Annotated in this window: 20 protein-coding genes; 12 read left to right on the top strand and 8 right to left on the bottom strand. The window is 73.5% G+C overall.

The window, feature by feature from the left end; all coding sequences use genetic code 11:
* Positions 1-92: 92 nt before the first annotated feature.
* The 5 genes from AB0O53_RS08550 to AB0O53_RS08530 form a co-directional block, all read right to left on the bottom strand.
* Positions 93-650 (bottom strand): hypothetical protein, encoded by a 558-nt coding sequence (locus tag AB0O53_RS08550; protein WP_240804141.1) that lies wholly within the window; start codon positions 648-650, stop codon positions 93-95.
* A gap of 217 nt (positions 651-867) precedes the next feature.
* Positions 868-1,722: a CAP domain-containing protein gene (locus AB0O53_RS08545; RefSeq protein ID WP_365194055.1), complete on the bottom strand. Its 855-nt coding sequence runs from the start codon at positions 1,720-1,722 to the stop codon at positions 868-870.
* A gap of 348 nt (positions 1,723-2,070) precedes the next feature.
* Entirely contained in the window at positions 2,071-2,502 is a 432-nt protein-coding gene (locus tag AB0O53_RS08540) for a VOC family protein (protein ID WP_350990972.1), read from the bottom strand.
* Between the two features lie 31 nt (positions 2,503-2,533).
* Positions 2,534-3,691, bottom strand: a complete 1,158-nt coding sequence (locus tag AB0O53_RS08535; RefSeq protein WP_350990974.1) for an agmatine deiminase family protein — start codon at positions 3,689-3,691, stop codon at positions 2,534-2,536.
* A 178-nt stretch (positions 3,692-3,869) separates the two neighbouring features.
* Positions 3,870-4,502: a TetR/AcrR family transcriptional regulator gene (locus AB0O53_RS08530; protein ID WP_365194051.1), complete on the bottom strand. Its 633-nt coding sequence runs from the start codon at positions 4,500-4,502 to the stop codon at positions 3,870-3,872.
* 111 nt (positions 4,503-4,613) lie between these two features.
* Here AB0O53_RS08530 and AB0O53_RS08525 point away from each other — a divergent pair, with 111 nt between their 5' ends.
* From AB0O53_RS08525 to AB0O53_RS08485, 9 genes are all read left to right on the top strand, one after another.
* Positions 4,614-6,317 (top strand): serine/threonine-protein kinase, encoded by a 1,704-nt coding sequence (locus AB0O53_RS08525; protein ID WP_365194048.1) that lies wholly within the window; start codon positions 4,614-4,616, stop codon positions 6,315-6,317.
* Positions 6,318-6,408: 91 nt separating this feature from the next.
* Complete coding sequence (locus tag AB0O53_RS08520; RefSeq protein WP_365194046.1) at positions 6,409-7,572, top strand: agmatine deiminase family protein; 1,164 nt, start codon at positions 6,409-6,411, stop codon at positions 7,570-7,572.
* An 83-nt stretch (positions 7,573-7,655) separates the two neighbouring features.
* Positions 7,656-8,237, top strand: coding sequence for a TetR/AcrR family transcriptional regulator (locus AB0O53_RS08515; RefSeq protein ID WP_206309965.1), 582 nt, complete (start codon positions 7,656-7,658; stop codon positions 8,235-8,237).
* Positions 8,238-8,508: 271 nt separating this feature from the next.
* Positions 8,509-9,543, top strand: a complete 1,035-nt coding sequence (locus AB0O53_RS08510) for an agmatine deiminase family protein (RefSeq protein WP_350990982.1) — start codon at positions 8,509-8,511, stop codon at positions 9,541-9,543.
* An 85-nt stretch (positions 9,544-9,628) separates the two neighbouring features.
* Positions 9,629-11,296: an ABC transporter substrate-binding protein gene (locus AB0O53_RS08505; RefSeq protein WP_365194043.1), complete on the top strand. Its 1,668-nt coding sequence runs from the start codon at positions 9,629-9,631 to the stop codon at positions 11,294-11,296.
* Positions 11,293-12,252, top strand: a complete 960-nt coding sequence (locus AB0O53_RS08500) for an ABC transporter permease (protein WP_365194041.1) — start codon at positions 11,293-11,295, stop codon at positions 12,250-12,252. Before AB0O53_RS08505 ends, AB0O53_RS08500 begins: the two co-directional genes overlap by 4 nt.
* Positions 12,249-13,103 (top strand): ABC transporter permease, encoded by an 855-nt coding sequence (locus AB0O53_RS08495; RefSeq protein ID WP_350990988.1) that lies wholly within the window; start codon positions 12,249-12,251, stop codon positions 13,101-13,103. The genes AB0O53_RS08500 and AB0O53_RS08495 overlap by 4 nt, the downstream gene beginning before the upstream one ends.
* Positions 13,100-14,119, top strand: coding sequence for an ABC transporter ATP-binding protein (locus AB0O53_RS08490; RefSeq protein WP_350990990.1), 1,020 nt, complete (start codon positions 13,100-13,102; stop codon positions 14,117-14,119). The genes AB0O53_RS08495 and AB0O53_RS08490 overlap by 4 nt, the downstream gene beginning before the upstream one ends.
* Complete coding sequence (locus AB0O53_RS08485; RefSeq protein ID WP_350990992.1) at positions 14,112-14,915, top strand: ABC transporter ATP-binding protein; 804 nt, start codon at positions 14,112-14,114, stop codon at positions 14,913-14,915. The genes AB0O53_RS08490 and AB0O53_RS08485 overlap by 8 nt, the downstream gene beginning before the upstream one ends.
* A 117-nt stretch (positions 14,916-15,032) precedes the next feature.
* On the opposite strand, the gene AB0O53_RS08480 is transcribed toward AB0O53_RS08485, so the two are convergent.
* Positions 15,033-15,686: a TetR/AcrR family transcriptional regulator gene (locus AB0O53_RS08480; protein ID WP_365194036.1), complete on the bottom strand. Its 654-nt coding sequence runs from the start codon at positions 15,684-15,686 to the stop codon at positions 15,033-15,035.
* A 167-nt stretch (positions 15,687-15,853) separates the two neighbouring features.
* On the opposite strand from AB0O53_RS08480, the gene AB0O53_RS08475 reads away from it, so the two are divergent.
* Both AB0O53_RS08475 and AB0O53_RS08470 read left to right on the top strand, forming a co-directional pair.
* On the top strand, positions 15,854-17,008 hold the full coding sequence (locus tag AB0O53_RS08475; protein WP_365194033.1) for an agmatine deiminase family protein: 1,155 nt from the start codon (positions 15,854-15,856) through the stop codon (positions 17,006-17,008).
* A gap of 169 nt (positions 17,009-17,177) precedes the next feature.
* Complete coding sequence (locus AB0O53_RS08470; RefSeq protein ID WP_365194031.1) at positions 17,178-18,440, top strand: MFS transporter; 1,263 nt, start codon at positions 17,178-17,180, stop codon at positions 18,438-18,440.
* Here the strand turns inward: AB0O53_RS08470 and AB0O53_RS08465 are convergent.
* Complete coding sequence (locus tag AB0O53_RS08465) at positions 18,412-19,482, bottom strand: FUSC family protein (protein WP_365194028.1); 1,071 nt, start codon at positions 19,480-19,482, stop codon at positions 18,412-18,414. The genes AB0O53_RS08470 and AB0O53_RS08465 overlap by 29 nt on opposite strands.
* A 58-nt stretch (positions 19,483-19,540) precedes the next feature.
* Entirely contained in the window at positions 19,541-20,296 is a 756-nt protein-coding gene (locus tag AB0O53_RS08460; protein ID WP_350991002.1) for a GntR family transcriptional regulator, read from the bottom strand.
* Between the two features lie 275 nt (positions 20,297-20,571).
* Here AB0O53_RS08460 and AB0O53_RS08455 point away from each other — a divergent pair, with 275 nt between their 5' ends.
* Entirely contained in the window at positions 20,572-21,720 is a 1,149-nt protein-coding gene (locus AB0O53_RS08455) for an ABC transporter substrate-binding protein (RefSeq protein WP_365194186.1), read from the top strand.
* The last annotated feature ends 77 nt before the right edge of the window (positions 21,721-21,797 follow it).

Below are 21,797 nucleotides of genomic sequence, written 5' to 3'. Positions count from 1 at the left end.
AAGAGCTCACCTTCCGCTTCGCCGGAACCCGGTCCACGGGCGGACACAGGGTGTTGATCCCCGCGAAAAGGGACGAGGCGGCCGAGCGGGACTCAGAAGGACGATTCGCGGACGCTGGCCTTCGCGCTCGGATCGATCGTCGCCGTGACGACCGACTTGTGGTCGGAGCTCGTGAAGGTGACCGTCAGGGTGCTGTCCGAGGTCTGCGAGGTGGACGTCTTGAACCCGCGGCTGGGGACCGCCGAGATCAGGCACACGCCCCGGCTCCCGTACCGCACCGTCACCTTCCCGCCCTGCGCGGGGACGGTGTACAGGCCCGCCCCGCCCTCCTCGCAGTCGACCTTCCTGGGTGCGGGGGTCCGGGGCGCGCCCGAGGTGGCCTTGACGGGCGTGGGGGCGGCCGTGGTGGGGGAGGGGCTCTGCGACGCCGTGGGGGAGGGGCTGGCGGACGCGGACGGGGACGGCGTGTCCGCGGGCGGGCTGCCCGCCTGCCAGGCGGGAGGCGTGTCGATGACCGTCGGGGCGGACCGTGCGACCGGGGGCGTATGCCGGGTCGAGCCGACCACGAACTGGACCGTCGCGAGCACGGCGGTCACGCTGGCGGCCGTGCACGACAGCCATATGAGCAGGTAGCGCGGAGTTCGGGGCACGGCCCCATAGTGTCCGACGTTCCGGCCGGTCTGTCACCGGCTCCCCCCGAAACGGCGGCCGGCCGTGCCCCGGAGGGGCGGGTGTGGGGAACGCCGACGTCCTCCCACCCGCGTACGGGTGGGAGGACGTGGCTGTGGGGGGTGGTTCAGGATGGTTCAGGGTGGTCCATGGGCGCCTGGGGGCTTTCGCCCCGTAGAGCCGTCGTACGCGGGTGGGTTACCTCGGGGCGCCGAAGTTCTGCGTCCACCACGGGCCGCCGTCGCCCTTGTGGACGCCTATGCCGATCTCCTTGAAGGCGCAGTTGAGGATGTTGGCCCGGTGGCCGGAGCTGTTCATCCACGCCTTCATGACGGCGTCCGCGTCGGCCTGCCCGCGGGCTATGTTCTCGCCCAGGTTCGACCACTTGTAGCCGGCGGCCTCCACCCGGCTGGTCATGGTGGACCCGTCCGGTCCGGTGTGCGACATGACGCCGGCGCGGGCCATGGTGTCGCTGTACCCGCGGGCGGCGGCGCTCAGCTTCGGGTTGGAGGTCAGGGCGCCGCATCCGGCGGCCGCCCGCTCCTTGTTGACCAGGGCGAGCACGGCGGACTCGGCGTCCCCGTTGACGGTGCCCCCGCCCCCGCCCGTGCTGCCGCCCCCGCCGCCCCCGCCGGAGCCGCCCGTGCTGCCCGAGCCGCCGCCGGTGGTGGTGGCGGGCTTGCGCGGGGGCTTGGCGGCGGGGGAGGACTCCGACTTGGTCTCGGCGTCGTTCTCCGTCGCCGCCGGGGCCGTGGGCGTGGCGGACGCCGAGGCGGAGGCCTCGGGCGTCGCGGACGCGCTGGGGCTCGCCGGGGCCGCGGCGTCGGTGGTGGGCGAGGCGGCGTCCGGGGTGGGGGTCGCCGCCCCGGAGGACGTGCCGGCGGCGTCGGTGCGCCGGTCGGTACGCGCGTCATCGCCGGAGTCGGCCACCGCGACCCCCACCGCCACCACCGCGGCGGCCGTGGTGACGGACAGCACGATGCGGGTGCGCACCGTCTTCTTCCGTCGGGCCTCGACGCGGGTCTGCGTTTCGGGAGTTCGGCTGCGGCTCATGCCGGTAACACCTCGCAAGAGAAGGGGAGGAGGGGAGTCCGGCTGAGCCTAGGCCGGTGACCAGCGAAAAAGTCCCCCAGGAGGGGTTCTTCAAGTTCCCTTAAGGAAGCCCGCAGGGTCAACACAGGGACGAGTCGGGCAATCGCCTCAACTCGCCCTGGCGTGGCGGCCGATGGATGCCGGGCCCGGACGCGGGTCGTGCCCGTGCCGTGCCCGTGCCGTGCCCGTGCCGTGCCCGTGCCGTGCCCGTGCCGTGCCCGTGCCGTGCCCGCGCCCGGCACAAGGACGCGCCCCGGGGCGGGTGTTGCCCCGGGGCGCGTACGTGCGTGTCCTCGCGTGCCCCTGGTCCTACCCGCCGAAGTCGGGCAGGACCAGGGAGCCGTCCTCGGTCAGGGTGAATCCGGGGTTGTGGGCGATCTCCCAGGCATGGCCGTCGGGGTCGGTGAAGACGCCCGAGTAGAAGCCGATCGCATTGACGGCGGCCGGCCGGGTGACGGTCCCGCCGGCCGCGGCGGCCGCGTCGAGGACGGCGTCCACCTCGGCGTCGGTGCGCACGTTGTGGGCCAGCGCGATGCCGCCGAAGCCGGGCGCCGGGGCGTCCGGGAGGCCGCAGTCCGCGGCCAGCTTCCGGCGGTCCCACAGGACCAGGGCCAGGCCGCCCGCCTGATGGAAGACCGTCTCCTCGACCTCGGTGCCGCGCCAGCCGAGCGCCGTGTAGAAGCTCTTGGCGCGGGCGAGGTCCGCGACCCCGAGGGTGACCAGGCTGATGCGCTGTTCCATGCCGCCACCGTAGCGCCCGGACGGGGCCCGCTCAGGCGGCGGGCTTTCCCGGCTGGTCGTGTGTCGAGCAGTGGATGCCGCCGCCGCCCGAGGCGATCGTGTCGATGGCGACGGGCACGATGTCCCGCTGGGGGAAGTGCTCCTGGAGGATGGCGCGGGCCCGGTCGTCGGCCTTGCGGTCGCCGAACTTCGGAATGAAGACGGCGTCGTTCGCGATGTAGAAGTTGGCGTAGGTCGACACGAAGTCGTCGCCCTCGCCCGTGATCCTGTTCAGATCGGGCTGCGGCAGGTCGATGACCTCGAAGCGCCGCCCGCGGGCGTCCGTGGCCTTCGACAGGACGGACTTCGCCTGGTCGGCGGAGCGTGACCAGGAGTCGGCCGGGGTGCTGGGGTGCGCCCGGTCCAGCAGGACGACACCGGGCGCGACGAAGCGCACGAGGCTGTCCACGTGGGCGTCGGTGATGTCCTCGCCGCGGACGCCGGCCAGCCAGACGACCTTCTGGACACCCAGGGTCTGCTTGAGCTCCGCCTCGATCACGTCCCGGTTCTTGCCCCGGTTGCGGTTGTCGTTGACGATCGAGCTCTCGGTGACGAGCAGGGTGCCCTCGCCGTCCGTCTCGAAGGAGCCGCCCTCGGCGACCAGCGGGGCCTGCACCCGGGGGATGCCGTACTTCTGGAGCACCGCCCGGGCGACCGCCCCGTCGTTCTTGTGCTCCTGCTTGTTGCCCCAGCCGTTGAAGTTGAAGTCGACGCCGACGACCTTGCCGCCCTCCTCCACGAAGACGGGGACGGTGTCGCGGGCCCACAGGTCGTCCACCGCGAGCGGGATGACCTCCACGTCGTTGCCGCAGGCCCGCTGGGCCGCGGCCACCTGGTCGGGGCGGGCCATCATGACGACGGCCTCGTACTTCCCGACGGCGCGGGCGATCCGCGCGATGTCCTCGCGCACGTAGCGCAGGTCCTGCTCCCACACCCCGGCGGCCAGGGCCGGCCAGGCCATGAAGGTGCGGGTGTGGCTCTCCCACTCGGCGCCGAGGCGGCGTCCGTCGGCCGCGGGGGCGGATCCCTTCGTGGCCTCTGGCTGCACTCCGGCCGCCGAGGGGCCGCAGGCCGAGGCGCCCGCGACGATCGCGCCGATTCCGGCGAGGGTGCGAAGGACGGTCCGGCGGGTGGGGGGAAGGAAGGACACGGGGAACTCCGATCGTGGGCTGGCGGAAGGGGTGCATCCGGCCAGGGCGGGCGCGAGTGTCACGTAGGCCGACAAAACGGGCCCTACGGACAAGGGTGCGCGCTCCGCACCGCGAACGGCCGCTCTGCACGGTGAAGTGATGCGGCCTCGTGTCGCCACTGTGGCACTGACTGGAATTTCAGTCAATTCGAGACGGGTGGAGAAGGGCGGGGGAGTGGGGAGGGCGGGAAGCCAGGCGGTCCGCTTCCACCCCGATCGCCTCGCGCACCAGGCCGCGGGCGTGCCGGAGGGGGAGCAGGCCGCTGAGCCAGCGCACGCTCAGTCCCTCCAGCAGGGCCGTCAGCCGCTCCGCGGCCGCTGCGACGGCGCCCGGCGGAGCCGTCGGGCACAGCTCGGCGAGGTGCCCCGCGACCTCGGCCGCCCAGGCGGCGCCCGCGGCGGCGAGGTCCTCCCGCAGCTCGGGGTCGAAGACGGAGTGGGCCCGCAGCTCGCCCCAGGCCGTGCTGTTCTCGCGCACCTCGGGCAGGTCCTGGAACTCCAGCAGCAGGGTCCGCTCCAGCAGCTGCCGGGGCCCGGCGGGGGTGGCGTCCGGGTCCGCGTCCTCCCCCTCGGCGGTGTAGCGGTCCGCCCGGTCGCCGATGAACGCCAGGGCGTGGCGCAGGATGCCGGCGCGGTCCTTGAAGTGGTAGTAGATCAGGGCGGTGGACACGCCGGCCTCCGCCGCCAGATCCGCCACGCGCAGCCCCCGGACGCCCTGACGTGCGATGACGCGCGCGGCGCCGGTGAGGATCTCTGTTCTTCGGTCGGTCACTGTGTGTTCCCTCCTGGCCGAGTGCGTCTCGCATTGTCACACATTGACTGAAACTTTAGTTAGCGGCACGATGCGCGCAGGTCATTGCCGCATCGTTGAAAGAGCAACCGCATGTCCGAGCACCATCCCGGCGCGCAGCCCGCCCCCGCGGCGCTGGCCGCCGACGACCCGTACGAGATCGGTGGCTACCGCCTCCACGCCCGCCTCGGCTCCGGCGGGATGGGGGTGGTCTACCTGGCGTACACGCCCGGCGGCCGTCCCATCGCGCTGAAGGCCGTCCGCAGGGAGTTCGCCGCGGACCCCGAGTTCCGGGAGCGGTTCGCGCAGGAGGTGGCCAGCGCGCGCCGGATCCACGGCCTCTTCACGGCCCAGGTGGTGGACTCCGGAGTCGACCACCGCACCCCGTGGCTCGCCACCGCCTACGTGCCCGGCCCGTCGCTGCACGAGGTGGTACGACGGCACGGGCCGCTGCCGACGCGCACCGTACTGCTGCTCGTCGCGGGCATCGCCGAGGCGCTCCAGGCCATCCACCGGGCCGGCGTGGTCCACCGCGACCTCAAGCCCGCCAACGTGCTGGTCGCCGGGGACGGGCCGCGGGTGATCGACTTCGGAATCGCGAGGGCGGCCGACGCCGCCGCGCTCACCGGCACGGGGCTGCGGATCGGCACGGCCGCCTTCATGGCCCCCGAGCAGGCGCTGGGCCACCAGGTGGCGCCCGCCACCGACGTCTTCGCGCTCGGGGCGCTCGCCGGGTACGTGGCGGGCGGCGTGCCGCCCTTCGGGAACGGGCCCGAGTCCGGTGCGCTGTACCGGGTCGTCCACGAGCGCCCCGACCTCACCCGCGTACCCCCCGAGCTGCACGACCTGATCTCGTGGTGCCTGGCCAAGCGCCCGCAGGACCGCCCCACGACCGTCGAGCTGATCGCGTCCGTGCACGCGCACCCCGAGGTGGGGCCGCGGCCGGAGTTCACCGACGGGTGGCTGCCCGGTCCGGTCCGGGACGAGGTCGGCGGCCGGGCCGACGGCGCGCCGCCGCCCGCCCCGGTCCACGCCCTGGCGACGAGGCCGGCCCCCGCGGCCCGGGCCGACGGCGGGCCGCACCTGCCGACGCGCGCGGACACGGCCGCGCCGGGCCCCGCGCAGGCCGCCCCGCAGCCGCCCGTTCCGGCCGCCCCGGCGACACCTGCCGACCCGGCCGCTCTGCCCCGCGGGCCCGGTCCCGGTCGTCGTGCGCCGGGGCGCGGGCGGCGGCGCCTGCCGACGGCCGTCGCGGCGGCGGCCGTGACCCTGCTGGCCTGCGCCGGAGCCGTGTACTACCTGGACGGCCCCGCGGGGGACGGGGCGGGCCCGGACGGGGGCTCCACCGCCCCGTCCGCCCCGTCCGTCACGTCCGCCCCGACCGGCCCGTCCGCGGCCTCCCCGTCCGCCCCCGCCGCCGCGGCCTCCGGGTACGTGCCCGGCTATGCCCGGGCCGAGCTCACCGCCCCCGACTCCGGCTACGAGTTCGACCTGAAGGCCGGGAAGGTCGTCGCGGCGGAGACGGCCACCTGGTACCTGGCGCGCGACGGCCGGGCGTTCCTGCCGTCCGAGGACTCGGACGCCTTCGTGGCCGAGACCGGTGAGCTGACGGTGGCCGACTGCGTGCGCGGCATCGAGACCCGGCCGGCCGCCGCCCTGCCCTTCGGCGCGCTCGCCAAGGCGCGGCCGTTCTGCGTGCGCAGCCCGGACCGCGGTGAGATCGCGATCGTCCGCCTGGTCGAGGCGGCCCCCGACGGCTCCGTCACGATCGTCGCGGACCAGTACCGGCGGAGCTGAGCGCCCGGCACACGCCCGTCCTTACTTGACTGAATTTTCAGTTGACGCAAGGATGCCGAGTCATCCCGCCTCTTCCCCCTCAGGAGGACCCATGGACACGTCCCGCACCACCCGCCGCCGACTGCTCCAGTTCGGGGCGGCGGCCCTGCCGCTCGCCGCCCTCGGCTCGGCCCTCCCCACCGCGCACGCCGCTCCCGCCCCCGCCCCCGGCTCCGCGACCCTGCGGATGCCCGAGGAGAGCGAGCGCCACCTCCGTACCTACATGGCCTGGCCCGCTCTCACGGCGGTGTGGGCGGACCGGCTCGACGCGGTGCGCGGCGACATCGCCGACGTCGCGCACGAGATATCGCGCTTCGAGCCGGTCGTGATGCTGGCCCGCCCCGGCCAGGCCGCCGACGCCCGGTACCGCTGCGGCCGCGGCGCCCGGTACGCCATCGACGTCATCGAGATCGCCAACGACGACCTGTGGATCCGCGACTTCGGCCCCACCTTCGTCGTGGGGCCGGGCGCGATCGCCGGCGTGGACACCAACTTCAACGGCTGGGGCAAGACCGGCACCTCCTACGCCCAGCCGTTCGCCAACGACGCGGCGGCCGCCGGCATCCTCCTCGACGAGTACGGGGTGCGGCGGATCCGGGCCGGGTTCGTGGGCGAGGGCGGCTCGCTGGAGACCGACGGCGAGGGAACCCTCCTGGCCACGGTCAGTTCGCTGGTGAACCCCAACCGCAACCCGGGCATGAGCCAGGACCGGGTCGAGGAGGCGGTCAAGGCCGCCCTCGGGATCGACAAGGTCGTCTGGGTGCCGGGCCTCGCGGGCCAGGACATCACCGACTGCCACATCGACTGCCTGGCCCGGTTCACCGCCCCGGGGCGCGTCATCCTGGACAGGCCGGGGGTGGGCGCGGACCGCAAGTGGGTCGCCGTCTACGAGGAGACCAAGCGGATCCTGGAGGGCGCCACCGACGCCCGCGGCCGCCGCCTCGCCGTCACCGAGCTCCCCGGACCCGACCGCGCCCGCATCCGCGGCAAGGGGCCCGACTTCCTGTCCAGCTACACCAACTACTACACCGCGAACGACGCGGTCATCGCACCGCAGTTCGGCGACGGCCCCGCCGACGGCCTGGCGTACGACATCCTCCGGGCCGCCTACCCCGACCGGCAGGTCGTCCAGGTCAACATCGACAACATCGCCGCCGGCGGCGGCGGCATCCACTGCGCGACCCAGTCCCACCCGGCCGTTCCGCCCGCCCTCTGATGGCCGCCGCGCCCGCCCCGGCCCGCGGGACCCGTGCCGGGCCGCGTACGCCGCCGCCGGAACGCCCCGGTAAGGTGCGGTCCATGGCGTCTCGCAGCACTCAGATCCTGGAAGCGGCCGCCCGGGTGATCGCCCGGCGCGGGGTCCGCGGGCTGCGCGTGGAGGAACTCGCGGCCGAGGCGGGCGTGTCGACCGCCCTGATCTACTACCACTTCAAGGACCGTACGGGGGTCCTGCGCCAGACCCTCGAATTCATCAACGACCGCGCCGAGCGCTACACCACGGACCGCGACCCGGACGACCCGCCGCTCACCCCCCGGGAAGAGCTGGAGGAGACCCTGCTCCTGGAGCTCCAGGACACCGTGGAGGTGCGGGAGAACAGCTCGGCCTGGGGCGAACTGCGGGCGAGCGCCGTCTTCGACGAGGTGCTGCGCGAGGACCTGGCCCGGGCCACCCTGGTGTGGGTCCAGGAGGTCGCCGCGCTGCTGGGCCAGGTCCACCCGATGGCCCCCGCGTCATCGCTCGCCGCCGCGGCCGAGCGGCTCACCGCCCTGCTCGAAGGCCTCAGCATGCGCTGGCTGAGCGGCGGCATCAGGATCGGTCATGCGCGGGAGCTCATGAGCGGCGCCATCGACGCCGAACTGGCCGGTCTCCGCCAGGGCTGACCCGCCCGGCCGCCCCTCCGTTCACCGGCCCTTCGCCCACCCCCGGGTGGCCTGCGCTTTTCGCCGTCCCATCTATTGACTGAATTTTCAGTCAATGCCAGAGTGAAGCGAAGCCCGAGCCGCCGGCCCGCGACCGTTCGCCCGCCCCCTTCCGAGGGTGGCCCGCCGCGCACTTCTCCCCGCCCCTCGGCCGGCTCGCCCCGCGCCTCAGCCCTTGACTGAATTTTCAGTCCAGTGGAAGACTCTGCCAACGAAAGAAATGAGACACCTGATGTCCGAATACCGTATGCCCGCCGAGTGGTCCGAGCACGAGGGCTGTCTGATGGCCTGGCCGGTCCGCGAGGACCTGTGGGGGAGCGTGCTGGCCGAGGTGAAGGAGGAGTACGCGAACGTCGCCCGCGCCATCGCCGCCTTCGAGCCCGTGACGATGGTGGCCCCGCCCGGCCACGGCGACGACGCCCGCGCCCACTGCGGCACCGACACCGCCGGCCTCACCGTCATCGAGCTGCCGCTCGACGACTCCTGGTTCCGCGACTCCGCCCCGCTCTTCGTCCTCGACGGCGACGGCAACCGCGCGGGCGTCGACTTCCGATTCAACGCCTGGGGCGGCAAGCACCACCCGTTCGACGCCGACGACCGGATCAGCGCCCTGCTGCTGGACCACCTCGGGGTCGACCGCATCGCCTCCGACATGATCCTCGAAGGCGGAGCGATCACCGTCGACGGCGAGGGCACGCTGATCACCACGGAGCAGTGCCTCCTGCACCCCAACCGCAACCCCGGCCTCGGCCGCGAGGAGATCGAGGCCGAGCTGAAGGCCCGCCTCGGCGTCACCAAGGTCATCTGGCTCCCGTACGGCGGCCTCCTCGACACCGAGACCGACGGCCACGTCGACGGCGTGTGCGCGTTCGCCGCGCCCGGCACGGTCGTGGTCTCGCTGCCGTCCGACCCCACCCACCCCGACTACGCCCGGATGCGCGCCAACCGCGCGGTGCTGGAAGCCGCCACCGACGCCCGGGGCCGGCGTCTGGAGATCATCGACGTGCCGCAGACGGCCTTCGCCGACGTCGCCGACGGCCGGATCGAGGTCTCCTACCTGAACTACTACGTCGCCAACGGCGGCGTCGTCGTCCCCGTGGCCGGGCTGCACCAGGACGAGGACGCCCTCGCCGTCCTCGCCACCGCGTACCCCGGCCGCAAGGTCGTCGGCGTACGCGCGCTCGCGATCGCGTTCGGCGGCGGGGGCGTGCACTGCATCACCCAGCAGGTCCCCCTCGCGGCGAAGCGCGCGGCCGCCGCGGGCTGACCCGGACGCCGACCGTTCCCAGCGGACCGCTCCGGCGGTCCGCCCGCTCCTCCCCCCGCATCCCTCACGGCAAAGAGAGCGCGAGATGAACACCACCACACCCCGCACGAGCAGACGGTCCCACCGCCGGCCGGGCCGCCGTGCAGCGGCCCTCACCGCCGCCGTCCTGACCACCGTCTCCCTGCTCGCAGCCTGTTCGGGCCCGCCCAGGAACGAGGGCGGCGCCGTCACCGACGTCCACCTCTCCGCCACCACGCCGCCCGCGCGCGGCGAGATCGACTCCTTCAGCTGGGCCGTCTACGCCGAACCGCCCACCCTCGACTACACGGTCGCCTTCGACTACCCGCAGAACACCGTCCTGTCGAACGTGTGCGAGAGCCTCATGCGCTGGACCCCGGCCCTCACCACGGAACCCGGTCTCGCCCAGAAGGCCTCCAACCCCACACCCACCACCTGGGTCTACGACCTCCGTCCCGGCGTGCGCTTCCACGACGGCAAGGAGATGACCGCGGACGACGTGGTCTTCAGCCTCGGCCGCCAGACGGACCCCGACAACGCGGCCGCCTGGGCACAGGTCTTCCAGAACGTCGCCTCCGTGACGAAGACCGGACCCCTCCAGGTCACCGTCGAACTGAAGAAGCCCGACTCGCAGTTCCCGCAGTACATGGCCACCGCCGCCGGAGTCGTCGCCTCCAAGGCGGGAGTGGAGGCGGCCGGCAAGGACTACGGCACCACCGGAGGCCTCGCCTGCACCGGGCCCTTCACGCTCGGCACCTGGAACAAGGGCCAGTCGATCGAACTCGACCGCTTCGACGGCTACTGGGGCACCAAGGCCAAGGCGAAGAAGGCCGTCTTCCGCTTCATGACCGACCCGTCGGCCCGGACCAACGCCATGCTCAGCGGCGAGGTCGACGGCGGCTACCTGATCCCCACCGAGAGCTACGCCCGGCTCCGCAACGCCGGCATCGGCACCCTCTATTTCGGCGAGGGCCTCAGCACCGTCAACGTCAACATCACCGATATGAAGGGGCCCCTCGGCGACGTCCGCGTCCGCCGGGCCCTGTCCCTGGCCCTCGACCGCACCGGGTTCGTCAAGGCCGGACTCGGCGGCGCCGGCACCGTCACCAACTCCCTCACCACCCGGGCCGCCTGGGCCGCCGCACCCGAACGCACCCTGAAGACCGCGTTCGACGGCCTCCCGCCCACCGGCCAGGACATCGCGAAGGCCAAGGCCCTCGTCGAGGAGGCCGGCGCCACCGGAAAGACCCTCACCGTGGCCACCAGCTCCATAGGCCAGGACGTCTCCCTCCTCGCCACCGCCGTCCAGGCCGCCGGCACGCAGATCGGCCTGGACATCCGGCTGAAGACCATCGCCCCGAACGCGTTCACCGCGCTGTTCACCGACCCGCAGGCGCGCGAGGGCATCGACATGTTCCCGCTCACCTACTACGACTCGATCACCGACCCGCTCGACCTGCTGCAGAACTTCAAGACCGGCGCCTACATGAACTTCGCCGGCTACAGCGACCCCGAGTACGACCGGCTCGTCGACCAGGCCACCGCCGCCTACCCGACCGAGCAGCGCATGGACATCGAGGCGAAGCTCCAGCGCCACGCCGCCGAACAGCTGCTGTGGATCCCCGTCTCCGAATGGCCCACCGCGCTCTTCATGAACCGGCGGATCACCGGCGCGCCCACCACCATCTCCTACATGTACCACCCGTGGGCCGCCGACGTGGGGGCCGCGCAGTGAGCTTCGTCAGGTTCGCCGTGCGCAGGGTGGCGGAGATGGCCGCCACCCTCCTCACCGCCTCGTTCGTCGTCTTCGGTGCCATGTACCTGGCACCGGGCAGCCCGGCGAGCTTCCTGCTCGCCGGCCGGTCCGCCTCCCCGGAGGCCCTGGCCGCGATCAACGCCCAGTACCACCTGGACGACCCCTTCCTCGTACGGTACTTCCGCTGGCTCGGGGGCGTGCTCCAGGGCGACTTCGGCCGGTCGATCACCTACCGCACCGACGTCTCGCGCCTCCTGGCGGACCGGCTCCCCGTGACGCTGCTGCTGATCACCATGGCCCTGCTCCTGGTCGTCGCGGTCGGCCTGCTCCTGGGCCGGATCGCCGCCGTCCGCGGCGGCGCCACCGACTCGGCCGTCCTCGTCACCACGACGTTCGCCGTCGGCACCCCGTCCTTCGTCGCGGCGGTCCTGCTCCAGGGCCTCTTCGCCGTACAGCTCGGCTGGTTCCCCAGCAGCGGGGCCGGCGACGGCCTCGGCGACATGCTCTGGCACCTCACCCTCCCCGCGATCGCCCTGGCGCTCTACCTGACGGGCATGCTCGCCCGGGTGACCCGCTCCGCCATGCTCGAAGCGCTCGACAGCGAGCACGTCACCGTCGCCCGCAGCCGCGGGGTGCCCGAACGCCAGGTCATCCGCCGCCACGTGTTCCGCAACTCCCTCGGAACGGTCCTGACCACCGGCGGACTGATCGTCTCGACCCTCCTGGTGTGCACCATCCTCGTCGAGACCGCCTTCGGCATCGGCGGCATCGGCCAGCTCCTGGAACTGTCCACGACCACCAAGGACTTCCCGACCGTCCAGGCCGTCTCCCTGATCATCGTCGCCCTCTTCATGGTCGTGAACCTGGCCGTGGACCTGCTGCTGCCCCTGGTCGACCCCCGGGTCACCCTCGGATCCAGGAAGGCCGCCGCATGACCGCCGTCCTCACCCGCCGCCCCGGCCTGGCCCGGATCCGCGCCACCGGTTCCCCGCTCCACCTGCTCTGCCTGGGGTTCGTCTCCGTCGTCGTCCTCGCGGCCCTGCTCGCACCGCTCCTGGTGCCCTACGACCCCAACGCCGTCGACCTGGGCAACGCCCTCGCGGGCCCGTCCGCGGCGCACCCGCTCGGCGTGGACGCCGCCGGCCGCGACACCCTCTCCCGGCTGCTGCTCGGCGCCCGCACCTCCCTGCTCGGCCCGCTGGGCGTCGTCGTCTTCTCCACCGTCGCCGGCATCGCCGTCGGCATGGCCGCCGCCTGGCGCGGCGGCTGGCTCGACTCCGTCCTCTCCCGCAGCACCGAGCTGGTCTTCGCCTTCCCCGGCATGCTGCTGGCCATCCTGATCATCTCCGTCTACGGGGAGGGACTGCTCGCCCCCGTCATCGCGCTCGCCGTCGCCTACCTGCCGTACGTCAGCCGCCTCACCCGCTCGCTCGTCCTGGCCGAACGCGCCCGGCCGTACGTCAGCGCCTACCTGGTGCAGGGCCACTCGGCCGTGCAGATCTGCCTGCGCCACGTCCTTCCCAACATCGCCCCCGTCGTCCTCGCCCAGTCCACCATCAACTTCGGCTACGCCCTGATGGACCTCGCCGGGCTGTCCTTCCTCGGGCTCGGCGTACCGGCGCTCACCCCCGACTGGGGCCGCATGGTCTTCGACGGGCAGACGGCCATCCAGCACGGCTACCCGCTGTCCGCGATCCTGCCCTGCGCCTTCATGGTGCTGACCGTGGTCGCCTTCAACGTGGTGGGCGAGCGGTGGGCCGACCGTGTCGCCAGGAGAGACCGATGAAGACACCGATGAAGAAGCCGATGAACCCCGCGCAACCGGTGCCCACCCTCGACATCCAGGGCCTGCGGGTCACCCTGCCCGGCACCGCCCGGCCCGTCCTCGACGGCGTCGACCTCAGCGTCGGGGCGGGCGAGACCGTCGCCCTCGTCGGCGAGTCCGGCTCCGGCAAGAGCCTCACCTCCCGCAGCGCCCTGCGCCTGCTGCCGCCCGGCGCGGTCGTCGAGGGCTCCGTACGGGTCGGCGGGGAGGACGTCCTCACGATGGATGCCGACCGGCTGCGCGCCGTACGGGCTGGCTCGGCGGCCATGGTCTTCCAGGACCCGCGCGCCGCCGTCAACCCGCTGCGCCGCATCGGCGACTTCCTCACCGAGAGCGTCACCCTCACCGGGACCACGAGCCGGGCGGACGCCACCGCCCGCGCCGTGGAACTCCTGCGGGCGGTGGGCCTGGACGAGTCCGTCCTGCGCAAGTACCCGGGCCAGGTCTCCGGCGGCATGCTCCAGCGCGTCGTGATCGCGGCGGCCCTCATGGGCGACCCCGCGCTCCTGCTCGCCGACGAGCCCACCACCGCCCTGGACGTCACCAGCCAGGCCGAGGTCATCGCCCTCCTCGCCGCCCTGCGCGAACGCTTCGGCACCGGCCTGCTCTTCGTCACCCACGACCTCGACCTCGCCGCCGCCATCAGCGACCGGGTCTACGTCATGTACGCCGGGCGGATCGTGGAGACCGGCCCCGCCGAGGTCCTCTTCGCACGCCCCCGCCACCCCTACACGGCCGCGCTCCTCGCCTCCACCCCGCGGATGGAGGGACCCCGCGGCCGGCTCGCCGCCATCGAGGGCCAGCCGCCCGACCTGCGCGAGCCCCTGCACGGATGCGCCTTCGCCACCCGCTGCCCGCTCGCCACCGAGGTCTGCGACCAGCGGGCCCCGCTGCCGGCGACGGCCCCGGACCGGCCGGACCACAGGGCCGCCTGCCACCACAGCGACCTGCTCGAAGGGAGCGCCGTCGATGCCTGAGAACGTACTGGAGGTCAGGGGGCTGCGCCGCACCTTCGGGGCGGTCCGCGCCGTGGACGACGTCTCCTTCGCGCTCCCCGCCGGCGGATCGCTGGGCGTCGTGGGGGAGTCCGGCTCCGGCAAGACCACCACCGCCCGCATCGTCGTCGGCCTGGAGCGGGCCGACGGGGGAGAGGTCCTGGTACGCGGCCGGTCCCGGACCGGGCGCGGCCGCACCGGCGGACGGGCCGCGCGGCTCGCCCGAGCGCGGGAGGTGCAGATGGTCTTCCAGGACCCCTACCTCTCCCTGGACCCGCGCACCGGGGTCGAAGCGGCCCTGCGGGAGACCCTCCGGCTGCACTTCCCCGGCCGCGACCACACGCGGCGCGTGCGCGAACTCCTCGACCAGGTGGGCCTGGGCACCCGCGCCGCCGACGCCCTGCCGCGGCAGCTCTCGGGCGGCCAGCGCCAGCGCGTCGCCATCGCCCGGGCCCTCGCCGTCGAGCCGGCCGTCCTCGTACTGGACGAGGCGGTCGCCGCCCTCGACGTCTCCGTGCAGGCGCAGATCCTCAACCTGCTGGCCGACATCAGGGAGCAGACCGGGATCGGGTACCTCTTCATCACCCACGACCTCGGGGTCGTGCGGTGCGTGACCGACGAGATCGTGGTCATGCGCCACGGGGCGGTCGTCGAGCAGGGCCGCACGGAGGAGGTCCTCGCCGCGCCCGGTCATCCGTACACTCGGCTCCTGCTGGAGTCGGTGCCGCGCCCCGGATGGGACCCGCAGGCGATCGCGGCCGCCCGCCGGGCCCTTTAAGCGGTCTGCGGGGCTGCGGAGACCGCGCGGTTGCGGACGCCGCGGCCCGGTCCGGTCCGATCCGATCCGGCCTGATCCGGCTGGATTCGGCTTGATCCGCGAACGGCCCCGCAGGGGTCAGGCGCCCGCGGCGAGCGTACGGACCAGGGTGCGCAGCACCGGGCCGGAGTCGACCTCGGAGCCGAGCGACTCCGCGGCCGCCAGGCCGTCCACGGCGGCGGCCACGGCCTCGCCCAGCGCGAGCGGATCGACTGCGGGGCCGCCGGCCGGGCCCGCGGCCCGTTCGTCGGCCAGGACCTGGAAAAGGGCGACGAAACAGCGGCGCCAGCGCCGGTACTCAGCCTCCAGGCTCTCCCGCACCCGCTCGTCGTTCAGCGCGTGCCAGTGCAACGCGGAATGGAGGTGGGAGAGTTCGGCGCCCTCGGGCCGGGAGAGCAGCTCGACCACCCGCTCGGCCCGCTCGGCGAACGACCCGGGGGCCGCGACCGCCTCCTCCAGGGGCAGGATCCACTCCGGGCGGATGTCCGTGACGACCGCCAGGACGAGATCGGTCCGGTCCTGGAAGTGGTAGTGGCACATCCCGTGCGAAACGCCGCACAGGGCGGCCACGTTGCGCGTCGTGAAGCGTTCGGCGAGACCGCCCGCGAGGAGCGTCCGCGCGGCGGCGATCAGCCGTGCCCGGGTCTGCTCGCCCTTGGCCGAGGCGCGGGGCCGCCCCGTGCGCGCGGGCGGAGCGGACGGGTCCGGTGAGTCGTTCGCGGAGGCTGCCATGGCGTCACTCTAACGAGCCCGCCCGCCGCCACCTGGGGCTTTCCCGGATCCTCCGGAATACCCCCGTCCAAAGTATTGACCGAGCGCTTGGCCAGTTTTAGCTTTCCGGTCAACCCCGCAGTCGGCGCGGGGAGTTCACGGAGCTCACCCCCACAAGGAGACCCCTCATGAACGATCACGCAGCGAACCCGCCCAGTGCGGGCATGGACAGACGCCGGTTCCTCACGGCCGCGGGCGTCACCGCCGCGGCCGCCACCCTCGCGGTGGCCGAGGGCCGGGCCCGGGCCGCGGCCCGCCCGGCCCCCGCCGCGGCGGGAGCCTTCCGCGTACCGATCGAGGACGTCCGCCACACCCGCACCTGGATGGCCTGGCCGGACAGCAGCTCCATCTGGGGCAGCAAGCTCGCCGGCGTCCAGTCGGACATCGCCCTCATCGCCCGCACCATTGCCAAGTACGAACCGGTCTACCTCTGCGCCAACTCCGCCAGTGCCGCGAAGGCCCGGTCCCTGTGCGGCTCCACCGTCACCGTCATCACCACCATCCCCGTGGACGACTGCTGGATGCGCGACTCCGGACCGGTCTTCCGCACCGACGGAGCGGGCGGCCTGGACGCGGTCGGCCTGAACTTCAACGGCTGGGGCAAGAAGCAGGCCCATGCCAAGGACGCCCTGGTGGCGGGCCGGATCGCGGCCCACGTCGGAGTCCCCTTCACCTCCGCCGGCCTGGTGGGGGAGGGCGGCGCGGTCGAACAGGACGGCGCGGGCACCCTGATGGCCACCCGCAGCAGCCTCGTCAACCGCAACCGCAACCCCAACAAGTCGCAGTCGCAGATCGAGGCCGCGCTCTGCACCGCCTACGGCGCGACCAAGGTCATCTGGTTCGACGGGGTGGTCGGCCAGGACATCACCGACGACCACGTCGACGCGACCTCCCGCTTCCTCGCGCCGGGCAGGGCCCTCGTCCAGATGCCGCTGGCCTCGGACAACGACGTCTACGCCAAGGATGCGCGCCAGCAGTACCAGATCCTGTCCGGCGCCACGACCGCCGGCGGCGCCCGGATGTCCGTCGAGCAGCTGCAGGGCCCCGACTACTACAAGATCCGCTCCACCAACCCCGACTTCCTCGCCTCCTTCGCCAACTACTACGTGTGCAACGGCGCCGTCATCAGCGGCCAGTTCGGGGACACCCGGGCCGACCAGGCGGCCAGGGCCACGCTGACCCGCCTCTTCCCGGGCCGCGTCGTCGAACAGCTCAACATCGACCGCCTCGGCACCGGCGGCGGCGGGATCCACTGCGTCACCCAGCAGCAGCCGGTTCCGTAACCCGCCTGCCCCGCCCGCCCCGCCCGCCCCGACACCGCGAGGACGAGGCCGTCGGCCCGCCGGAACCCGGCGGACCGACGGCCTTGCCGGGTTGACCCGCCGTGCGCGGTTCGCTTTGATCCCGGGGGCGGCGCGAAGCCGTCCGTACGGAGAACGGGGCGGGCGGATCATGGTGGGCGGGCGGTCGCTGGGCCGGAGCTTCGGCTGGCTGTGGACCTCGTACGCCGTCAGCACGCTCGGCACCTGGCTCGCCTTCGACGCGTTCCCCCTGATCGCGATCCTCGTGCTGCACGCCGGCACGACCCAGGTGTCCTTGCTGGCGGCCGTGGGGCCGGCGGTCGGCGCGGTGCTGGCGCTCTCGCTCGGGCCGTGGGTGGAGTCCCGCCCCAAGAGGCCGGTGATGATCGCCATGGACCTGGTCCGCTTCGCGGCGCTGACCAGCGTGCCCGTGGCGTTCGCGCTCGGCGGGCTCACCTTCGCCCAGCTGCTGGTCGTCTCGGTCGTCGTGGGCGCGGCCGGCATCGCCTTCACGGCGGCCGGCGGCGCGTGCCTGAAGGAGATCGTCCCGCCGCAGGACCTGCTCGTCGCCAACGGCCGGTTCGAATCGACGACGTGGACCGCCACCCTCCTCGGGCCGCCGCTCGGCGGGGCCGCGATCGCCGCCTTCGGGCCGGTGGCGACCGTCATGGCCAACGCGGTCAGCCACCTGCTCTCGGCGGCGGGGATCCGCGCCATCGGGGGGCCGGAGCCGCGCCCCGTCCCCGACCCCGCCCCTGCCGGACCGCGGAAGCGGCTGCGGGCCGGCGAGGTCTTCGCCGGGTGGCGGCACATCCTGGGCGACTCCGTGCTGCGCCCGCTGTTCCTGAACACCGCGCTGGTCAGCGGCCTGATCATGGCGACTTCGCCGCTGCTGGCCGTCCTCATGCTCGGCCCGCTCGGATTCGCGCCCTGGCAGTACGGACTCGCCTTCGCCGTGCCGTGCGTGGGCGGCCTGATCGGCTCGCGGCTGGCGCCGCGGCTGGTCGAGCGGTTCGGTCGGCACCGGGTCATGCTCACCGCGGGAGCGTTGCGGGCCTGCTGGCTGCCGTGGCTGGCCTTCACCGGCCCCGGCACGCCCGGGCTCGTGCTCGTCATGGCGGTCGAATTCGGACTGATCACCTGCATGGGGGTTTTCAACCCGGTGCTGGCCACCTGCCGGCTGGAGCGGACCCCCGCCGACCGGGCCGCCCGCACCCTGCTCGCCTGGTCGGTCACCGGCAAGGCCGCCATCGCCGCGCTCACCGCCCTGTGGGGCCTGCTGGCCGTGCTCACCGGCCCGCGCGCCGCCATCGCGATCGCCGGCGTCCTGGCCATGGCCACCCCGCTGCTGCTGCCGCGGGCGGTCCCGGCCGAGCGGCCCGCGGTCAGCGGCGGGCCGCGAGGTGGTCGCTGAGGGCCTCGTGCGTCAGGTGCAGGCCCGCCCGCAGGACCGCGTCGTGCCGGGTGGGATGGGCCGAGCGGTGGGCGAGGTCCAGGCCGCGGGCCCGGTCGAGCTCCGCGGCGAACTCCTCGCCGCGCAGGGCCGCGTCCAGGGCCACGGCGGTCGCCCGGACCAGCGGGGCGATGTCGCGCAGCGCGGGATCGGGCGCGGGCGGTGCGTAGGCCGCCGGCGGATCCGGGACCGCCGACGCGTCCGGGGCCGACGGATCCGGGGTCGCCGGGCCGCGGGCCCGCTCCCGGAGCTCCTGCGTGAAGCACTGGAGGGTCACGGCGCTCCGGGCCGCCAGGCTCAGCCGCCCGTCGAGCCCGTCCGGCGGCGTGCGGGTCCGCCGGCGGTGCGCGGCCCGGTCGAAGGCGTCCCGGCAGGCCTGCGGCCGCAGCCACAGCCGCGCCCCCTCGGGCAGCGGGTCCGGGGCGGTGGCCGGCCCGCCGCGGGCGAGCCGGCCGGCCACCCCGTCGAGGAGGTGTCCCACCCCGGCCCGGTAGGCGTCGAGGCCCTCGGCGGCCGACCGGTACGGGTCCGGCGGCCACAGCAGCGGTCCGAGGAGCACCACCACGGCGATGCCGACCAGGGTCTCCGCCAGGCGCGCCAGCGGGTACCCGGGGAGAGCGGTGGCGTAGATCATCAGCGCGGTGATCAGGACCTGCTGGTTGGGGGAACCGGGCCGGCCCAGCAGGTACATGCCGACAGACCCGCACACGAGCACGGCGAGGAAGGACAGGGACGAGGGCGGCAGCCGGTCCAGGAGGAGCGTGCTGAGCACCACGCCGGCGAAGACGCCCAGGAGTCGCTCCCGGGCCAGGCGAGGAGCCGCGTACACGTCCTCACGGAGGATCAGGACGGCCGGCAGGGCGGCGGGCACGGGCGCCGTGCTCGTCCCCCACCACAGGCAGAGGTACCAGGGCACCGCGGCGCAGATCACCAGCCGGGCGCCGGACCGGAGCCTTGCGCCGGCGGAGGGGGCGAGAGGATCGACGGCTACCGTACCGGGCATAACGGACATCGTAGGGTTCGCCGTCCCGTAGTCGGCCGAACCGCGTGACGAACGGCGTTCAGGCGTCGTCGAGGGCCGGGCCCGTGCGGCGGGCCAGGGGGTTGCTGCCGATCGAGTTGTGGACGCTGAAGCCCACCGCGTCCGAGCGGTAGCGGTCGTCCGACCACTCGACCGGCCGGCCGTCGCGCGTGGTGGTCATGCGGCGCACCCGCAACAGGGGGCTGGTGCGCCGTACTTCGAGGAGTTCGGCGTCCCGGGCCCCCGCCGCGACCGCGTCGATCAGGTGCTCCCCGTATGCGAACACCAGCCCCGTGTCGTCCAGCAGACGCTGCGTCACCGACGGGCAGTCCGGCTCGATGCGCTCGACGGCGGGGGCGATCCAGTCGGCGTACACGGTGCGCTCCAGCAGGACGGGCTCGCTGTCCAGTCCGCGCACGCGCAGCACGTGCAGCACGGGTGCCCCGGGCTCCACCTGGAGCCACATGACGTCCCGGTCGGTGGCCGGCCGGTGCTGCGACGCCACCACCCGGCCGGTCGCGGTACGGCCCATGGCCGCGGCCCACTGGGCGAAGCTGCGCAGCTCGCCGAAGCTCTGGCTGCGGCGGCTGGCCAGCACCACGCGCCGGGCGCCCTGCCGGGAGCCGATCAGGCCCTCCGTGGTCAGGGCGAGCACGGCCTGGCGGACGGTGCCCCGGGAGACCCCGAAGCGCGCCGCCAGCTCGGTCTCGGCGGGCAGGAGCGCCCCCACCGCGTACTCCTCGCGGTCGATCGCCCGCCGCAGTTCCTCGGCGATCTCCTCGTGCCGGGCCGTCATCGGCTGTACTCCCGTCCCTCGTCGTGAACGCTTTATGTGCGCAATGCACTTGGCGCCTACAGCGTAAGCGCCGGGCCGCTCGGGCCGAAACGAACGGAGAGTGTCCAGGTTATTGGCCGGAATCCGTCGCTTTCCGTTCACCGGAAGGTCATGGATGCCGGGCCTACTGAGGCCAACTTGTTCAGACAAGTTGGTCTCGGAGCCTTCGAGTCCGCCGTACCCCTCCCACCCCTCCCCGCGCTCCCTCGCGCAACCTCCCAGGAGAGACCGTGTCCCTGCCGAGAAACGCCGCCCTCGCCGGCTGCCTCGCCGTCGTCGCCACCCTCACCCTCACCGCCTGCGGCGCCGCCCCCGAGAAGGCCGACAACAAGACCGCCACCGGCAAGGACGCCGCCACCGCGACCTCCGCGGCGGACTTCGGCGGCATGGACGCCCTCGTCGAGGCCGCCAAGAAGGAAGGCGTCCTGCACGCCATGGCCCTGCCCCGCGACTGGGCCAACTACGGCGCCCTCATCGACGGCTTCACCCAGAAGTACGGCATCAAGGTCGAGGTGGAGAACCCCGACGGCAGCAGCCAGGACGAGATCAACGCCGTCACCAGCCGCAAGGGCCAGGACCGCGCCCCCGACGTCCTCGACCTCGGCACCTCCTTCGCCGTCAGCGGAGCCCAGCAGGACCTCTTCGCCCCCTACAAGGTCGCCTCCTACGGCGACATCCCCTCGGCGCAGCGCGACGACCAGGCGCGCTGGTACAACGACTACGGCGGCTACATCTCCATCGGCTGCGACGCGAGCCGCGTCAAGAACTGCCCCACCACCTTCAAGGACCTCCTCAAGCCCGAGTACAAGGGCCAGGTCGCCCTCAACGGCAACCCCACCAAGTCCGGCTCCGCCTTCGGCGGCGTCTACGCCGCCGCGCTCGCGAACGGCGGCTCCCTCGACGACATCCAGCCCGGCATCGACTTCTTCGGGCAGCTGAAGAAGAACGGCAACTACACGCCCGTCGAGTCCACCCCGGCCACCGTCGAGAAGGGCGAGACGCCCATCAGCATCGACTGGGACTACCTGAACGCCGGCTACGCCGACCAGTTCAAGGGCAAGGGCGTCGACTGGAAGGTCGCCGTCCCCGAGGACGGCAAGTACGCGCAGTACTACGCCCAGGCCATCAACAAGGACGCCCCGCACCCCGCCGCCGCCCGGCTGTGGCAGGAGTGGCTCTACAGCGCCGAGGGCCAGAACCTCTGGCTGAAGGGCTACGCCCGGCCGGTGCTCATGAGCGCCATGGAAGGCGCCGGCACCCTCGACAAGGCCGCCGCCGCCAAGCTCCCGCAGGTCAGCGGCACCCCGACCTTCCCCACCGAGGCCCAGCAGACCAAGGCCAAGGGCGTCCTCGCCCAGAGCTGGGGCAAGGCGGTCGCCGGCTGACCGCCGGCCCGGCCACGGACACGAGAACCGATACGACCTCTGACACGACCACCGATACGACCTCCATGACCACCGAC

The sequence above is a fragment of the Streptomyces erythrochromogenes genome, from assembly GCF_040684695.1.
Taxonomy (GTDB): Bacteria; Actinomycetota; Actinomycetes; order Streptomycetales; family Streptomycetaceae; genus Streptomyces; species Streptomyces erythrochromogenes_C.
The sequence above is the reverse complement of the archived record's forward strand: the minus strand, read 5'-3'. Positions and strand labels throughout refer to the sequence as shown.

What these genes read in the sequence shown, in the direction of transcription:
- AB0O53_RS08540 (WP_350990972.1), bottom strand. Translation starts at nt 2,502, where the DNA reads ATGGAACAGCGCATCAGCCTGGTCACCCTCGGGGTCGCGGACCTCGCC.
- AB0O53_RS08460 (WP_350991002.1), bottom strand. Translation starts at nt 20,296, where the DNA reads ATGACGGCCCGGCACGAGGAGATCGCCGAGGAACTGCGGCGGGCGATC.
- AB0O53_RS08470 (WP_365194031.1), top strand. Translation starts at nt 17,178, where the DNA reads ATGGTGGGCGGGCGGTCGCTGGGCCGGAGCTTCGGCTGGCTGTGGACC.
- AB0O53_RS08515 (WP_206309965.1), top strand. Translation starts at nt 7,656, where the DNA reads ATGGCGTCTCGCAGCACTCAGATCCTGGAAGCGGCCGCCCGGGTGATC.
- AB0O53_RS08480 (WP_365194036.1), bottom strand. Translation starts at nt 15,686, where the DNA reads ATGGCAGCCTCCGCGAACGACTCACCGGACCCGTCCGCTCCGCCCGCG.
- AB0O53_RS08475 (WP_365194033.1), top strand. Translation starts at nt 15,854, where the DNA reads ATGAACGATCACGCAGCGAACCCGCCCAGTGCGGGCATGGACAGACGC.
- AB0O53_RS08465 (WP_365194028.1), bottom strand. Translation starts at nt 19,482, where the DNA reads ATGCCCGGTACGGTAGCCGTCGATCCTCTCGCCCCCTCCGCCGGCGCA.
- AB0O53_RS08490 (WP_350990990.1), top strand. Translation starts at nt 13,100, where the DNA reads ATGAAGACACCGATGAAGAAGCCGATGAACCCCGCGCAACCGGTGCCC.
- AB0O53_RS08545 (WP_365194055.1), bottom strand. Translation starts at nt 1,722, where the DNA reads ATGAGCCGCAGCCGAACTCCCGAAACGCAGACCCGCGTCGAGGCCCGA.
- AB0O53_RS08495 (WP_350990988.1), top strand. Translation starts at nt 12,249, where the DNA reads ATGACCGCCGTCCTCACCCGCCGCCCCGGCCTGGCCCGGATCCGCGCC.
- AB0O53_RS08505 (WP_365194043.1), top strand. Translation starts at nt 9,629, where the DNA reads ATGAACACCACCACACCCCGCACGAGCAGACGGTCCCACCGCCGGCCG.
- AB0O53_RS08525 (WP_365194048.1), top strand. Translation starts at nt 4,614, where the DNA reads ATGTCCGAGCACCATCCCGGCGCGCAGCCCGCCCCCGCGGCGCTGGCC.
- AB0O53_RS08520 (WP_365194046.1), top strand. Translation starts at nt 6,409, where the DNA reads ATGGACACGTCCCGCACCACCCGCCGCCGACTGCTCCAGTTCGGGGCG.
- AB0O53_RS08510 (WP_350990982.1), top strand. Translation starts at nt 8,509, where the DNA reads ATGTCCGAATACCGTATGCCCGCCGAGTGGTCCGAGCACGAGGGCTGT.
- AB0O53_RS08485 (WP_350990992.1), top strand. Translation starts at nt 14,112, where the DNA reads ATGCCTGAGAACGTACTGGAGGTCAGGGGGCTGCGCCGCACCTTCGGG.